Source organism: Pseudomonas sp. C9-3, assembly GCF_032392015.1.
In the GTDB taxonomy this organism is placed as follows: Bacteria; Pseudomonadota; Gammaproteobacteria; order Pseudomonadales; family Pseudomonadaceae; genus Pseudomonas; species Pseudomonas nitroreducens.
In genome coordinates this window covers 4,178,185-4,193,331 of record NZ_CP135919.1, presented here as the reverse complement: position 1 = coordinate 4,193,331, position 15,147 = coordinate 4,178,185, and the positions used below count along the sequence as shown (strand labels likewise).

At 66.2% G+C, this 15,147-nt stretch carries 9 protein-coding genes and 1 pseudogene; 6 read left to right on the top strand and 4 right to left on the bottom strand.

Going from position 1 to position 15,147, the window contains the following annotated elements; all coding sequences use genetic code 11:
* Window positions 1-2: 2 nt before the first annotated feature.
* Window positions 3-1,775 (bottom strand): SDR family oxidoreductase, encoded by a 1,773-nt coding sequence (locus RS899_RS19125; RefSeq protein WP_315807843.1) that lies wholly within the window; start codon window positions 1,773-1,775, stop codon window positions 3-5.
* Window positions 1,772-2,656 carry a M24 family metallopeptidase gene (locus RS899_RS19120; protein WP_315807842.1) on the bottom strand — a complete coding sequence of 295 codons (885 nt, stop codon included), beginning with the start codon at window positions 2,654-2,656 and terminating at the stop codon, window positions 1,772-1,774. The genes RS899_RS19125 and RS899_RS19120 overlap by 4 nt, the downstream gene beginning before the upstream one ends.
* Before the next feature lie 270 nt (window positions 2,657-2,926).
* Between RS899_RS19120 and RS899_RS19115 the strand changes: the two genes are divergently transcribed.
* Window positions 2,927-3,745: a MerR family transcriptional regulator gene (locus RS899_RS19115; protein ID WP_240964903.1), complete on the top strand. Its 819-nt coding sequence runs from the start codon at window positions 2,927-2,929 to the stop codon at window positions 3,743-3,745.
* 4 nt (window positions 3,746-3,749) lie between these two features.
* Here the strand turns inward: RS899_RS19115 and RS899_RS19110 are convergent, their stop codons facing one another.
* Window positions 3,750-4,658: a LysR family transcriptional regulator gene (locus RS899_RS19110; RefSeq protein WP_315807841.1), complete on the bottom strand. Its 909-nt coding sequence runs from the start codon at window positions 4,656-4,658 to the stop codon at window positions 3,750-3,752.
* An 83-nt stretch (window positions 4,659-4,741) separates the two neighbouring features.
* On the opposite strand from RS899_RS19110, the gene RS899_RS19105 reads away from it, so the two are divergent.
* A complete protein-coding gene (locus tag RS899_RS19105; protein WP_054910900.1) occupies window positions 4,742-5,200 on the top strand; it encodes a DMT family transporter in 459 nt (152 codons plus the stop codon).
* A gap of 135 nt (window positions 5,201-5,335) precedes the next feature.
* On the opposite strand, the gene RS899_RS19100 is transcribed toward RS899_RS19105, so the two are convergent.
* Window positions 5,336-8,812: a PAS domain-containing hybrid sensor histidine kinase/response regulator gene (locus RS899_RS19100; protein ID WP_054910899.1), complete on the bottom strand. Its 3,477-nt coding sequence runs from the start codon at window positions 8,810-8,812 to the stop codon at window positions 5,336-5,338.
* Window positions 8,813-9,041: 229 nt separating this feature from the next.
* Between RS899_RS19100 and RS899_RS19095 the strand changes: the two are divergent.
* The 4 genes and pseudogenes from RS899_RS19095 to RS899_RS19080 all read left to right on the top strand — a co-directional run bounded on the left by RS899_RS19095 (window position 9,042) and on the right by RS899_RS19080 (window position 15,129).
* A pseudogene (locus RS899_RS19095) lies at window positions 9,042-9,643 on the top strand (GNAT family N-acetyltransferase).
* A gap of 219 nt (window positions 9,644-9,862) precedes the next feature.
* Window positions 9,863-10,714: an AraC family transcriptional regulator gene (locus RS899_RS19090; RefSeq protein WP_315807840.1), complete on the top strand. Its 852-nt coding sequence runs from the start codon at window positions 9,863-9,865 to the stop codon at window positions 10,712-10,714.
* Between the two features lie 207 nt (window positions 10,715-10,921).
* Window positions 10,922-13,087, top strand: a complete 2,166-nt coding sequence (locus RS899_RS19085; protein ID WP_315807839.1) for a TonB-dependent receptor family protein — start codon at window positions 10,922-10,924, stop codon at window positions 13,085-13,087.
* A 167-nt stretch (window positions 13,088-13,254) separates the two neighbouring features.
* Window positions 13,255-15,129: an MFS transporter gene (locus tag RS899_RS19080; protein WP_315807838.1), complete on the top strand. Its 1,875-nt coding sequence runs from the start codon at window positions 13,255-13,257 to the stop codon at window positions 15,127-15,129.
* Window positions 15,130-15,147: the final 18 nt, after the last annotated feature.

The following is a 15,147-nucleotide window of genomic DNA, read 5'->3' as shown; positions in this document are numbered from 1 at the left end:
TCTCAGGCAGTGAGATTGAGGCGGGCGAACAGGCGCGACAGCCAGGGCATGAAGCGCCATTGCAGGGCGCCCAGGTGCACTTCGCTGCCGACTTTCACCACCGGCTGGTTGCGTTCCACCGCGCGGGCGATGCGTTCGCCGACGGTGTCCGGGCTGAGCCGGCGCCGGCGGTAGAAGCGCTGCACCTTGGCACGGTGTTTCGCCTGTTGTTCGTCATCCAGGCCGGCGAAGCGCGTGGCCTGGACGATGCCGGTATCGACGAAGCCCGGGCAGGCGGCGCTGACGCCGATGCCATTGCCCGCCAATTCGGCGCGCAGGCATTCGCTGAGCATCAGTACCGCGGCCTTGCTGGTGGCGTAGGCCGGGTAGTTGCGTGACGGCGCGAAAGCCACGCCGGAGGCGACGTTGACCAGATGCCCCGGCTTCCCGGCCTCGACCATCTGCTTGCCGAACAACCGGCAACCGTCGATCACGCTCCACAGGTTGATGCGCAGCAGGCGCTCCCATTCCTGCGGGGTGGTCTTGAGCATCGGCCCGGCCATGCCGATGCCGGCGTTACTGACCACCACGTCGGGCACGCCGAGGCTGCTCTTCACCCACTGCGCGAAGCGCTCCATGGCGGCGCTGTCGCCCACGTCCACGCAATAGCTGTGAGCCGTGGCGCCGACCGCGCGGGCCAGCTCGGCACTACGTTCGGCAGCGGCCGGGTCGATGTCCGCGGCCAGCACGCTGGCGCCGCGTTCGGCGAAGCTCAGCAGGGTCGAGCGGCCGATACCGCCGCCCGCGCCAGTGACCACCACCAGCTTGCCGGCAAAGGGGCCGGCGCCGGGCTTCAGTGCCGCGCGCTGCAGCTCCGGCGGGGCTTCGCCGCCCTCGATATGGCTGACGAATTCGTCGATCCACTTGCCCAGTCGGGCCGGTTCGGCGAGCAGTTGCCAGTGGCCGGCAGTGACATCGCGGCGCCACAGGCGCGGCGCCCACAGCGAGAGCTGCTGGAAGAGTTGCTGGCCGACGTAGCGGTCGCGGGTGGGCACGATGAGTTGCACCGGTACCTCGGTGTGGCGCTTGCGCGGCTTGAAGATCGAGGTGATGAAGTTGGCCCGGTAGAGCTTCACGCCGTGCTCGCCATCGCTGGCCTGGTGCGGGTTGCGCACCGGGTTGCGGATGCCTTCGACCTTGCGCAGGTACTGCGGCCACGCCTTCGCCGCGCCGAACCGCCAGGACAGCGATGGCAGCAGCGGCAGGTGGAAGTAGTAGATGTACCAGGAATGCAGCAGCTGGCTGGCCATCTGCAGCAGGGCGCGTGGGGTCTTGCGGCGCAGACGGTCGCGCATCCAGAAACCGACGTGGTCCAGGCAGGGACCGGAGACACTGGTATAGGACGCGATGCGGGCGCGCAGTTGTGGATCGGTGACGCTTTCCCAGGTCTGGATCGAGCCCCAGTCGTGGGCCACCAGATGCACCGCGCGCTGTGGGCTGACGGCATCGAGCACGGCCTTGAGGTCCTGGCTGAGCAGTTCCAGGCGGTAGTCGCGGGTCTTGCGCGGCTTGTCCGATTCGCCGGCGCCGCGCACGTCATAGGCCACCAGTTGGAAGCGCCCCGAGAGGTGGCGGATCAGCGGCAGCCAGGTTTCATGGTTGTCCGGGTAGCCGTGGACGAACAGCACCATCGGCAGGTGCGCCTCGCCCCAGCGCCAGACGGCCAGGCGTACGTTGCCGGACTGCACGTCCAGCCGTTCCGGCGCCGGCAGGGTCTTCTCCAGCATGGCGTTCATGCCACCTCCCGCCGCGCCGGGGCGCTGATCAGGCCGCGCTCGGTCCAGCGGCGCACGTGGGGCAGGTCGTCGTCGAGCCAATAGGCGTCATCCTCGGTGACTACCAGCAGCTCCTCGAACTTGGCGCCCACGCCGCGCAGCCCCAGGTGCGGCTCGACGGCCCAGAGGCCGGGCGTGGGCGCATGTTGCGAACGATCATTGCTCGACCACAGCGGCGACCAGCCCTCGCGGCGGCCGGTGATCAGGGCGTTCTTCATCAGCGTGGCGATGTTGCGCACGCCAAAGCGCGCGACCGACGGGCCGGTGTTGCGCGCGCCAAGTTTTTCCACGCGGTGCGCCAGCACTTCGAAGGGATAGGCCTTGTGCCGCGGCAGGGTGCCCTGGCGGTGGCAGAGGCGGTCCACCGACTGGCTGACCTCGGCCAGCGGCAGGCGCTGGCGCACTTGTTCGACGATCAGGTTGCGGTGTGCCAGCAGGTCGTCCATCAGGCGCTCCACCAGCAGGTTGTGGCCCAGTGCGCCGGAGTAGCCGACGTCGGCGGTGTAGGCGCCCAGGGTCGGCGCGCAGTCGAGGATGAAGGGCATGCCTTCCTCCAGACGTTGCTTGCCGGGGTAGAAGGCCAGGTTGAAGCCGCCCAGGTGGCGCAGGCCGTCGAAGCCCTTGAAGGAGGTGCGGCTGCCGAACCAGGCGAAGGGCTGGTGGAACCAGTCGCGCACGCCGTGATCGAGCAGCCAGGTCTTCATCAGCGCGGCGGTCTCGCGCTCGCTGATGCCCGGGCGCAGTTCGCCGGCAATGGTTTCGCAGCAGCGGTAGGCCAGTTGCTGAATCTCGCGGAAGTGCCGCAGGTCTTCGGGGGTGGGCACCCAGGCGCCTTGGGACATGACTTTCTCCAGGCTGGTTGTTGTTATCGTTACATCGGGCGATGTCACGATCGATGCTGACCCATCGGTTGCCATTGCGCCATGCGTGCGTCGCGGGCCTGGAGTGTTACCGGAGCGGGGAGCCGCTGATGGCGCGGGTTGTGGGCGGGAGCGGGGAATCCGGTGGGTGCAGTTCCCGTCTTTGGTTGGGCCTCGGGGATGAGAAGGGGATCACCGAAGGATTAATCCTTCCGATTGTTCCGCGGGCATGTCGATGGCTATCATCCGGCCATGAGCACACCCCTGAACCTCCTGCAGCGCCTGCTGCAGCGCCCGGACGACGCGCCTTCCGCACTGGAAGACGAGCGCGAGTATTCCGTGGATGAACTGGCCCGCGAGGGCGGCACCACGGTACGCAACCTGCGCGCCTACCAGGATCGTGGCCTGCTGCCGCCGCCCGAGCGCCGGGGCCGCGCCGGGGTGTATTTCGCCAGCCACCTGCGCCGCCTGCGGCTGATCAATCGACTGCTGGAGCGCGGCTACAACATCGCCAATATCAAGGAGCTGCTGCAGAGCTGGGAAAGCGGCCATGACCTGGACCATGTGCTCGGCCTCGACGAAGCCATCGTCGGGCCATGGAACCTGGAGTCGCCCGGCAGCATCGAGTTCAGCGACCTGCAGGCGTTGTTTGGCGATGAGCTGAACGACGCCGTGATCGACCAGGCGCTGGCGCAAGGGCTGCTCGCTTTCGATGGGGAGCGCATCAGCATTCCCAGTCCGCGTCTGTTCAATGCCGGTGTCGAGCTCTATCGTGCGGGTATTCCGCTGGCGTCGTTGCTGGATCATCTGGCTGTATTGCGCAGCGATACGGAACACCTCGCCGCCGGCATCGTGCGCCTGGTGGTGACCCACCTGGTGGACAAGCCCGGTGCCGACCTGCTGCCCGGCGCGGCCGATCTGGAGCGCCTTGCCGAAGTCTTCCAGCGTCTGCGTCCCGTGGCCGAACAGGTGGTGCTGGTGGAGCTGGCGCGAGGCCTGAAGCGCTCGGCCAACGAGATGCTCGGCGAGCGCGTCGGGGAAATCCTCCGTCGCCTGGAAACCCCGGAATAGGCGGTCAGCTGGCTGCCTGGGCCAGCTTGCCACGCAGCCAGCGCCGCGCCGGGTCGTCCTCGCTGGCCTCCGACCAGATCTGCACGAAATCGAACGGTGCCAGTTTCAGCGGCGGCTCGAAGCTGGCCAGGCCGTGGCTTTCGAGATCGTCCGGCAGCATCCGCGCGGCGATCGTCAGCACCAGGTCGGTGCCTGCCAACAGGCTGGGAGCCACGCTGAAATGCGGCACGGTGGAGGCCACCTGACGGCGCCGGCCGAGTTTTTCCAGATGGCTGTCGATCTCTTCCGCTGGGCTCTGCTGCAGGGCGACCCGCAGGTGCGAGGCGGCGAGGTAGTCGTCCAGGTCCAGGTGCTTGCGGCCGCCCAGGGTTTCGCGCGAGCACAGGCAGACAAAGCGTTCCTCGAACAGGCGTTGCACGCGCAGCCCTTCCGGCAGCATCGGGAAGACCCCGAGGGCGCCATCCAACTCGCCACTCGCCACCTGCTCGGCCATGCCCCCGCGCGAAGCCTGGCGGACGTCCAGGTGAATGCCCGGCGCCTCGCGACGCAGGACCGGCAACAGCCTCGGCAACACCACCCAGGCGCCGTAGTCGGACATGCCCAGGCGTAGCTCCAGCTCGGCGTGGGCCGGATCGAAATCATCGCCCAGTACCAGCCGACGGACGCCACCGAGGATTTCCCGCAGCGGGCCAGCCAGCTCGAAGGCGCGGCGGGTCAGCTGCATCTGGTTGCCGGCGCGCACCAACAGCGGGTCATCCAGCAGGTCGCGCAGGCGGTTCAGCGCGTGGCTCACCGCCGGCTGGGTCATGGCCAGCCGCTCGGCGGCGCGGGAGACGTGGCGCTCTTCCAGCAGGGCGTCGAGGATCACCAGCAGGTTGAGATCGATGCGGCGCAAGTCATGAATCGAGTGCATTCCGGTTGTACCAATCATTCATTTCCATGCGCTGGATAGATAGCAGAAGCTGAGCCCCATCGACAAGCCATGGAGAATCTTCGATGTCGAAACTGCTTCTGTTATTGCCTGCCATCGCTGTGGGTGCGCTGGTTGCATTGCAGGCGGGCAGCAACTCGTTGCTGGGGCGCCAGTTGGGTCATCCGCTGAGTGCCAGCCTGACCTCGCTGGGTGTCAGCCTGGCGGCGGTGATCATTGCGCTGCTGGCGTTTCGCGTGCCGCTCCCGGCCGCCGCCGGAATTGCCGCCACGCCTTGGTGGGGCTGGCTCGGCGGTCTGTTCGGTGCGGCGTATCTGACGGTGGCGGTGATGCTGGCGCCGCAGCTGGGCGCGGCAACCTTCCTCGCCTGCGTGGTCGCGGGGCAGATGCTGATGTCGGCGCTGTGCGACCAGTTCGGCTGGGCGGGATTTGCGGTGCGACGGTTGTCGCCGGAAGGTTATCTGGCCATCGGGTTGATCATTGCCGGGGTGGTGTTGTTGCAGTGGCGGGGGAGGGTGGCGTGAAGTATCGCTGGCTGCTGGCTTTGGGCGGGTTCGCGAGCAAGCTCGCTCCTACAAAAAGCCACTTGAAGTTAGGGCTGACTGTAGGAGCGAGCTTGCTCGCGAACCGACGCCGCTGCCAAGGCGCGGCTAGACGAATTATCTCAGGCTCAGATGTCGACTCAACAACGCCCGCAGCGCCGCCGGCTTCACCGGCTTGGGCAGGAAGTCCAGCCCGGCCGCGTGGATCTGCGCCACCAGTTCGGGGCGGGCGTCCGCGCTGATCACCACGCCCGGCACCGGCTCGCCCAGGCGGGTGCGCAGCCAGGCCATGAGGTCGGTGCCCAGCTCGCCGTCGTCCAGGTGGTAGTCGATCAGCGCCAGTTGCGGGCGCGCATCGCCGTCCAGCAGGGCCTGGCATTCCTCGCGGCTGCGCGCCGTGAGCACGCGGCAGCCCCAGCGGGTCAGCAGGCTGTTCATGCCGGTGAGGATGCTGTCTTCGTTGTCGACGCAGAGCACCTGCGCGCCGTTGAGCTGTTCCGGGGTTTCCACCTTGTGCCCGTTCAGTGGCGCCGGGGCGGGTTGGCGAGCCAGTGGCACGCTGACGCTGAACACGCTGCCCTTGCCCGGCCAGGAGCGCACTTGCAGGCGGTGGCCGAGTACCTTGCACAGCCGGTCGGCGATGGCCAGGCCCAGACCCAGGCCCTTCTCGGCGCGGGTCTGGTGGCTGTCCAGGCGTTTGAATTCCTCGAAGATCACCTGCAGTTTGTCCGGCGGAATGCCTGGACCGTGGTCCCAGACTTCCAGGCGCAGATGGCCAGCCTCACGGCGTACACCGAGCAGCACGTGGCCCTTGGCGTAGCGGAAGGCATTGGTGAGGAAGTTCTGCAGCACGCGGCGCAGCAATTTGATGTCGCTCTCCACGCGCAGCTTGCTGCCGCGCACGTGGAAGTCGATGCCGTGCTCCTGGGCCAGCACGCGGAATTCCACGCCGAGGGTGTCGTACAGGTTGCTCAGCGGGAAGGCCGCGACGTCGGCGCTGACGCGGCCGCCTTCCAGCCGCGAGATGTCCAGCAGGTCGGTGATCAGGTCTTCCGCCGAGCGCAGCGACGAGTCCAGGTGGCGCACCAGTTCGGTGGCCTCCTCGGGCAGTTTTTCCTGATGGGCGAGGGCGGCGGAGAACAGCCGCGCGGCATTCAGCGGTTGCATCAGGTCGTGGCTGACCGCGGCGAGGAAGCGCGATTTCGACTGGTTCGCCGCCTCGGCCGTGCCCTTGGCCTCGGTGAGCGCCTGATTCAGCTGCGATAGCTCGAAGGTGCGCTCCTGCACGCGCTGCTCCAGGCCTTCGTTGGCGTCCTTCAGGCCTTGCTCGGCATCGCGGTAATTGGTGATGTCGGTGAAGCTCATGACGAAACCGCCGCCGGGCATCGGGTTGCCGATCAGCTCGATCACCCGGCCGTTGGGGAACAGCCGCTCGGAGGTGTGCGGCGTGCCCTGGCGCATCCAGTACAGGCGCTTGGCGACGTGCAGGTCCGGGTCGCCCGGCCCGCACAGGCCGCGCTCGGCGTTGTAGCGGATGATGTCGGCGATGGGCCGGCCGACGTAGATCAGCCCGTCCGGGTACTCGAACAGTTCGATATAGCGGTGGTTCCAGGCGACCAGACGCAGCGACTGGTCGACCACGCTGATGCCTTGAGTGATGTTCTCGATCGCGCCCTGCAGCAGCGCGCGGTTGAACTGCAGTACTTCGGAGGCTTCGTCGGCGATCTTCACGACGTCCTCCACCTGCATCTCGCGACCTTCGATGGCGGCCTTCACCACGGCGCGTGCGGACGAGGCGCCGAGCACGCCGGCGAGCAGGCGTTCGGTGTGGGCGATCCACTCATCGTTGGCGTTCTGGCTGGGGGTGAAGCCCTTGCCCTGGCGGTAGGCGAAGCGGATGAAACTCTGCCGCGCACGCTCCTCGCCGACGAAGCGCGCGGCGAGCATCAGCAGGTCTTCCAGTTGCACCGCGAGCATCGAGCGCGAGCTGAGCTTCTGCGAGATTTCCTGGCCGATGAAGCGGCTGGCCTGCCAGTGCTCGGAAACACGGGTGCGGGAGAACACCGAGACCAGCCCGAACAGCGCGAAGTTGCCGATCAGCGAGAGCAGCACACCCAGGGTCAGCGGCTCGATGGACAGGCCGAACGGGCGGCCGGCGAGCCAGGCCAGGCCGGGGAAGGTTTCCAGCGGCCAGCCCAGGCCCTTGGCGACCACCGGCAGCACCAGGGTATAGGCCCAGAGGAAGGAACCGGCGGCCAGACCGGCGAATACGCCGCGGCGATTGGCCTGCTTCCAGTACAGCGCACCAATCATCGCCGGGCCGAGCTGGGCGATGGCGGCGAAGGCGATCTGGCCGATGGTGGCCAGGCTCGCGGTGGAGCCCAGCAGTCGATAGCTGACATAGGCCAGCAGGAGGATCAGCGCGATGCTCACCCGGCGCACGGTCAGCAGCCAGTGGCGGAACACCTCGAAGGGCTGCTCGGCTTCACCTTTGCGGCGCAGCAGCCACGGCAGCAGCATGTCGTTGGAGACCATGGTAGACAGCGCCACGCTGGCGACGATGACCATACCGGTGGCCGCCGAGGCGCCGCCGATGAAGGCCAGCAGCGCCAGTGCCGGGTGGGCTTCGGCCAGCGGCAGGCTGATCACGAAGGAGTCCGGCATCACGCCCGCCGGCAGGTGCATCTGCCCGGCCAGGGCGATCGGCACCACGAACAGGGCGGCCAGCACCAGGTAGATCGGGAACACCCAGCGCGCCAGGTTCAGGTCGCGCGGCTCGATGTTCTCAACTACCAGCACGTGGAACTGCCGTGGCAGGCACATGATCGCGGTCATCGCCACGCCGGTCTGCAGCAGCATCGCCGGCCAGTGCACGGTTTCCTTCCAGTATTCGTTGAGCTGCGGGGCGACGCGGGCCTTGTCCACCAGGTCGCCGAAGCCATCGTAGAGGCCGTAGGTGACGAAGATGCCGACGGCGAGGAAGGCGGTCAGCTTGACCAGCGACTCGAAGGCGATGGCCAGCACCATGCCGCGGTGGTGCTCGGTGACGTCCAGGTTGCGGGTACCGAAGACGATGGTGAACAGCGCGAGGATCAACGAGACGATCAGCGCTGTGTCCTGGGCGCGAATGCCGGTGGAGTCGGGGCCGGCGCCGATCAGCAGGTTCACCCCGAGGACGATGCCCTTGAGTTGCAGGGCGATGTAGGGCAGCACGCAGACCACGCAGATCAGCGCCACCACCACCGCCAGCGCCTGGGACTTGCCGTAGCGTGCGGCGATGAAGTCGGCGATGGAGGTGATGTTCTCCTGCTTGCTGATCATGATCATCTTCTGCAGCACCCAGGGCGCGAAGAGCATCAGCAGCACGGGGCCGACATAGATCGGCAGGAACGACCACAGCTGGTCGGCGGCCTGGCCGACGGCGCCGAAGAAGGTCCAGCTGGTGCAGTACACCGCCAGCGAGAGGCTGTAGACCCAGGCGCGGACACGCGGCGAAAGTGGGGCGCGACGGCGGTCGCCATAGAACGCGATGGCGAACAGGACCGCCATGTAGAGCAGGGCGACCGTTGCGATCAACCCACTGGACAACGACATGCTGACTCCGGAAATGAACTGGCTCCCCCGCAGGAGCGCTGGCAGCAGTTTCGCACCAAAGTCCGGAACTGTCAGACGCCTGCTACCAATGTCTCAGTGGCGCTGTGTCGCGCTTCTCACTTGAGGGGCAGGCGCGGTACTGGTAGCTTGCCGGGCTTTTCGCGGTCCGTCCGTCGCGCCCGGCTGGGTACGCGGCACTTCGCCGGGCCGCTACGCTCTGATGTGAGCGATGATTTCGCGTCGTGTTTCGAGGAGGGCGCCATGTTCAGACCGTTACCCATCACCTTGCAGCGCGGGGCCCTGCGCCTGGAGCCGATGGTGGAGGCCGACGTGCCGGACCTGGTGACGCTGGCGGAGCAGAACCGCGATGTCCTGCAGTTCATGAGCGCTCCGGGGCGCCCGGACTGGTACCGCCAGGGCCTGGCCGACCAGCGCGAGGGCCGGGCGCTGCCACTGGTGGTGCGCCTGGGCAACCAGATCGTCGGCACCACGCGCTTCATGGACTTCCTCCCGGCGCTGCCGGCCTGCGAGATCGGCGCTACCTGGCTGGACCAGGGCCAGCATGGCAGCGGCCTCAACGCCACCATGAAGTACCTGATGCTGCGCCACGCCTTCGACAGCTGGAAGATGGTCCGCGTGCAGTTCAAGACCGCCGCCAGTAACGAGCGCTCCCAGCGCGCCATCGAGAAACTCGGGGCGGTGCGTGAGGGGGTGTTGCGCAACCATCGGCGCCTGGCCGGCGGCCGGCTCGACGACACCATTCTCTACAGCATCACCGACCAGGAATGGCCGCAGGTGAAGGCTGCGCTGGAAGCCGGTTTCGTCGGCTGAGTGGTACTCTGCACCGCTTGCCCCCTCACCCTAACCCTCTCCCCAAGGGAGAGGGGACTGTTCGGCGCAGGAGGAAACTATCGTGTCAGCCGGCACAGACGGCTCCCTCTCCCTCTGGGAGAGGGCGGGGGTGAGGGAAAGCCCGGACGCCATTTTCCAGTAATGGCTGATATGCCTGCAGGGCACGGCATACGAAGAGTCCCTTGACGGGAGTGGTAGATGGCAGAAGACCACGCAAGCGGCGAACGCACCCGCTTCTGGCGCGCCCAGGAGCTGGGCGGCGTCGAGCTGCTGCACGCGCGCTACATCGAGCAGGTGTTCTCGCCCCACGTCCATGAAGGCTTCGCCTTCGTCATGATCGAGCAGGGCGCGCAGCGCTTCCACCATCGCGGCGCCGAGCACTTCGCCCCGGCCGGCAGCGTGGTGCTGATCAACCCCGACGAGGTCCACACCGGCTCCAAGGCCGACGAGGCCGGCTGGCGCTACCGCGGTTTCTACCCGGAGCTGGGGCAGGTTTCCGGCGTGCTGGAGGAGCTTGAACTGGGCAAGGGTGGCACGCCGTCTTTCGATGCCAGTGTGGTGAATGATCCGGAACTGGTGCAGGCGCTGTTCGCTGCTCACCGCCTGGTGGATTCCGACGCTACTGTGCTGCAGCGTCAGACCTGCTGGCGCGAGGCGCTGCTGTTGCTGTTCCAGCGCCACGGGCGGATTCCCGAGGCGCCGCTCGCGGGCAATGAACCGCTGGCCGTGGCGCGCGCCCGCGAGCTGCTCGGCTCGCGGCTGATGGAGCCGCCGTCGCTGGAGGAACTGGCTGCCGCCGTCGGACTGTCGCCCTTCCATTTCGCTCGAGTGTTCCGCAAGGCCACTGGCCTGCCGCCTCATGCCTGGCTCAAACAGCGCCGGCTGGAGCAGGCGCGTGCCCTGCTCAAGCAGGGCTGCATGCCGGTGAACGTGGCGATGCAACTGGGCTTCGCCGACCAGAGCCATCTCAGCAGGCAGTTCAAGCAGGCCTACGGTGTCGGCCCTGGCGAATATCGCCAGGCTTGTGCACGGTCGTTCCGCCAGGCCTGACGTTTCCGCTGTATTCCCCTGAAGAACCTTGCCCTTGATGGGGTGCCGACTTTTTATCGACACGCCATTGAGCGATCGTTCGATACGACGGAAAGAGAATCTGAGTCAATCGGAATATTTTTTCATTTGCGATACATTTGCATTTACAAAATTTACAATCGGCTTTAATTTGCCGCCCCTTCACGAAGTACCCGGGGAGGGGGAAGCATGTCGCACGTTCGTTCGTGGTCGCGCCTGGCGATCGCCGTTGCCCTGGCCACGCCGCTGCTGCCGGCGCAGGCCGAAGAAGACACCAAGGAACTGGAGACCGTCACCGTCGTCGGTGACTGGCTCGGCGAGGCTGATCAGCAGGTAGTGCAGAACCACCCCGGCGCGCGCACCGTGGTGCGTCGCGAGCAGATGATCGAAGAGGGCGCGCAGAACGTGCGCGACGTGCTGCGCAGTATTCCCGGCGTGCAGGTGCAGGACAACAACGGCACCGGCGGCAGCGATGTTTCCCTCAACGTCGGCGTACGCGGCCTGACCTCGCGCCTGTCGCCACGCTCCACCGTACTCATCGATGGCGTCCCGGCCGCCGTGGCGCCCTATGGCCAGCCGCAGCTGTCGATGTTCCCGCTGTCGGTGGGCAACCTCGACAGCGTCGATGTCGTGCGTGGCGCCGGTTCTGTGCGCTATGGACCGCAGAACGTCGGCGGGGTGATCAACTTCGTCACCCGGGCGATTCCCAAGGAGTTCTCCGGCGACGTCGGCAGCACCGTGGAAACGGCTTCCCACGGTGGCTGGAAGAAGCTCTACAACGCCTTCCTCGGCGGCACCGCCGACAACGGCATGGGCGCTGCGCTGCTGTATTCGGGCGTGAAGGGCGCGGGCTACCGCGACAGCAACGACGCCACCGACATCGACGACGTGATGTTCAAGACCCACTGGGCACCCACCGACGTCGACGAGTTCTCCGCCAACTTCCACTACTACGACGGCAGCGCCGACATGCCCGGTGGCCTGACCCAGGCGCAGTTCGACAAGGACCCGTACCAGTCGGTGCGCGACTACGACAACTTCACCGGTCGTCGCAAGGACGTCTCGCTCAAGTACAAGCGGCAGATCGACGACCTCACCCAGGTCGAAGTGCTGACCTACTACAGCGACAGCTTCCGTGGCAGCAACATCGCCAACCGCGACCTCAAGACCCTGGCGTCCTATCCGCGCGACTACCATACCTTCGGCATCGAGCCGCGCGTGTCGAAGATCTTCATGGTCGGCCCGACCACCCAGGAAGCCAGCATCGGCTATCGCTACCTGAAGGAGGCGATGCACGAGCGCGCCAGCCAGGTCGGCCTGGTGAACAACATCCCGACGCCGATTCCCGGCGCCGACGGCCACACCTATCAGGACCGCACCGGCGGTACCGAGGCGAACTCCATCTACCTCGACGACAAGATCGATGTGGGCAACTGGACCGTCACCCCGGGCATCCGCTTCGAGCGTATCTCCACCGACTGGCACGAGCGCCCCGTGCTCGACAACAAGGGCAAGCCGGTCCAGGAGAAGAGCCGCAGCAAGGACTACAACGAGCCGCTGCCGGCGCTGGCGGTGATGTATCACCTGTCGGACGAGTGGAAGCTGTTCGCCAACTACGAGACCTCCTTCGGCAGCCTGCAGTACTTCCAGCTCGGCCAGGGCGGCAGCGGCAACGACACCGCCAGCGGCCTGCAGCCGGAAAAGGCGAAGACCTACGAAGTGGGCACCCGCTACGACAACGGCACCTGGGGTGGCGAAGTCACGCTGTTCTACATCGACTTCGACGACGAGCTGCAGTACATCAGCAACGACGTGGGCTGGACCAACCTGGGCGCCACCAAGCACCAGGGCATCGAGACCTCCGCGCACTACGACATGGCTGCGCTGGACCCGGTGCTCGCCGGCCTGACTGCCTACGGCACCTTCACCTATACTCGCGCTACCTACGAAGGTGAGATCCCGTCGTTCAAGGGCCGCGACCTGCCGCTCTACTCGCGCCAGGTGGCGACCATCGGCCTGCGCTACGAGCACGACCGCTGGACCTATAACGTCGACGGCTTCGCCCAGTCGGGGCAGCGCGCTCCCGGCCCGACCACCAACTCCAACGGCAGCTTCACCGGCAACTACATCACCGAGCCGAGCGCCGATGGCCAGTACGGCGACATCCCCGGCTACGTGCTGTGGAACGCCCGCGTGGGCTACGACTTCGGCCCGCAGGCGTCGAACCTGAAAGTCGCCGCCGGGGTGAAAAACATCTTCGACCAGATGAACTACACCCGTTCCAGCGACAACAACGCCGGTATCTACCTCGGCGAGCCGCGCACCTTTTACGTGCAGGGCAGCGTCGGTTTCTGACGTCGCCTACGGCCAGGAAAAGCCCGTCCCGCGTGACGGGCTTTTTCTTGCCGGAATTTCGTCACTGGAATGGATTTGTGCGGAAAATGTGGCTTTTCTTCACGCTGTTGCCGTCATATCCGTGCTGTTATTCCGGCTCAAGGCCGCTACGCAGGTAAACAAGGACGATGTCTCAACACTCGCAATTCGCCCTGCTGGGCACCAAGCGATTCCTGCCCTTCTTCATCACCCAGCTGCTGGGTGCCTTCAACGACAACATCTTCAAACAGTCGCTGATCCTGGCGATCCTCTACCATCTCACCGTCGGCGGTGACCGCAACCTGTTGGTCAACCTCTGCGCGCTGTTGTTCATCCTGCCGTTCTTCCTGTTCTCCGCCCTGGGCGGCCAGTTCGGCGAGAAGTTCAACAAGGACGCGCTAATGCGCGCGCTGAAGCTGGCCGAGATTGTGATCATGGCAGTGGGCGCTGCGGGCTTCGTGTTCGGCAGCCTGCCGTTGCTGTTCCTCGCGCTGTTCGCCATGGGCACGCACTCGGCGCTGTTCGGACCGGTGAAGTACTCGATCCTGCCGCAACACCTGCGCGAAGACGAACTGGTTGGCGGCAACGCCCTGGTGGAAATGGGCACCTTCCTCGCCATCCTCTGCGGCACCATTGGCGCCGGCGTGCTGATGTCGCGGCAGGACTATGCGGCCGGCGTCGGCATCGCCGTGGTGCTGGTGGCTGTCTGCGGTTTCCTCGCCAGCCGCAACATTCCCCGTGCGGCGGCCGCGCTGCCGGACCTGAAGGTCGACTGGAACATCTTCCGCCAGTCCTGGAGCATCCTCCTGCTCGGCCTGCGCCAGCGCCCGGCGGTGTCGCGCTCGCTGGTGGGCAACTCCTGGTTCTGGTTCCTCGGCGCGGTTTATCTGACGCAGATCCCGACTTACGCCAAGGAGCTGCTGCACGGCGACGAGAGCGTGGTGACGCTGATTCTCACCGTGTTCTCGGTGGGCATCGCGCTGGGCTCGATGCTCTGCGAAAAGCTTTCCGGCAAGAAGGTGGAAATCGGCCTGGTGCCCTTCGGCTCCATCGGCCTGAGCCTGTTCGGCATCCTCCTGTGGTGGCATTCGGGCGGCTTCCCGCAGGGCGTGCAGCCCTACAACTGGTTGGCGGTGCTGGAGCACTCGCAGTCCTGGGCAGTGCTGGCGGATATCCTCGGCATCGGCATCTTCGGCGGCTTCTACATCGTGCCGCTGTATGCGCTGATCCAGGCGCGCACCGAGGAAGACAAGCGCGCGCGGGTGATCGCGGCGAACAATATCCTCAACGCGCTGTTCATGGTGGTGGCGGCGATTGTCTCGATCCTGCTGCTGTCGGTAGCGAAGCTGTCGATCCCCGAGCTGTTCCTCGTTCTGTCGCTGATGAACGTCGCGGTGAACGTGTACATCTTCAAGATCGTGCCCGAGTTCACCATGCGCTTCCTGGTATGGCTGCTGACCCACTCGATGTACCGGGTCGACCATCGCAACCTTGAAGCCATCCCCGACGAAGGCCCGGCGGTGCTGGTGTGCAACCATGTGTCCTTCGTCGACGCGCTGCTGATCGCCGGCTCCGTGCGGCGCCCAGTGCGTTTCGTCATGTACTACAAGATCTTCCGCATTCCGGTGCTCAACTTCATTTTCCGTACCGCGGGCGCGGTGCCGATCGCCGGGCGTAACGAGGAGCCGGAGACCTACGAAAAGGCTTTCGCCAGAGTCGCCGAGTACCTGCGCGAGGGAGAGTTGGTGTGCATCTTCCCCGAGGGTATGCTGACCCTGGACGGCGAGATGAACGAATTCCGCGGCGGCGTGGAGCGCATCATCGAGGAGACGCCGGTGCCGGTGATCCCGATGGCGTTGCAGGGGTTGTGGGGCAGCTTCTTCAGCCGTGATCCGCAGAAGGGTTTCTTCCGCCGGCTGTGGTCGCGGGTCTGCCTGGTGGCCGGTCAGCCGGTGGCGCCAGAGGAGGCCAGGCGCCTGATGCTGCAGGAGCAGGTCGCGGCCTTGCGCGGCGCGGCGCGCTGACTTTATTGGCAGCAAAGA

Excerpts from the sequence above, each read along its gene's own strand:
- RS899_RS19125 (WP_315807843.1), bottom strand. The coding sequence starts at position 1,775 with ATGAACGCCATGCTGGAGAAGACCCTGCCGGCGCCGGAACGGCTGGAC.
- RS899_RS19120 (WP_315807842.1), bottom strand. The coding sequence starts at position 2,656 with ATGTCCCAAGGCGCCTGGGTGCCCACCCCCGAAGACCTGCGGCACTTC.
- RS899_RS19115 (WP_240964903.1), top strand. The coding sequence starts at position 2,927 with ATGAGCACACCCCTGAACCTCCTGCAGCGCCTGCTGCAGCGCCCGGAC.
- RS899_RS19110 (WP_315807841.1), bottom strand. The coding sequence starts at position 4,658 with ATGCACTCGATTCATGACTTGCGCCGCATCGATCTCAACCTGCTGGTG.
- RS899_RS19105 (WP_054910900.1), top strand. The coding sequence starts at position 4,742 with ATGTCGAAACTGCTTCTGTTATTGCCTGCCATCGCTGTGGGTGCGCTG.
- RS899_RS19100 (WP_054910899.1), bottom strand. The coding sequence starts at position 8,812 with ATGTCGTTGTCCAGTGGGTTGATCGCAACGGTCGCCCTGCTCTACATG.
- RS899_RS19090 (WP_315807840.1), top strand. The coding sequence starts at position 9,863 with ATGGCAGAAGACCACGCAAGCGGCGAACGCACCCGCTTCTGGCGCGCC.
- RS899_RS19085 (WP_315807839.1), top strand. The coding sequence starts at position 10,922 with ATGTCGCACGTTCGTTCGTGGTCGCGCCTGGCGATCGCCGTTGCCCTG.
- RS899_RS19080 (WP_315807838.1), top strand. The coding sequence starts at position 13,255 with ATGTCTCAACACTCGCAATTCGCCCTGCTGGGCACCAAGCGATTCCTG.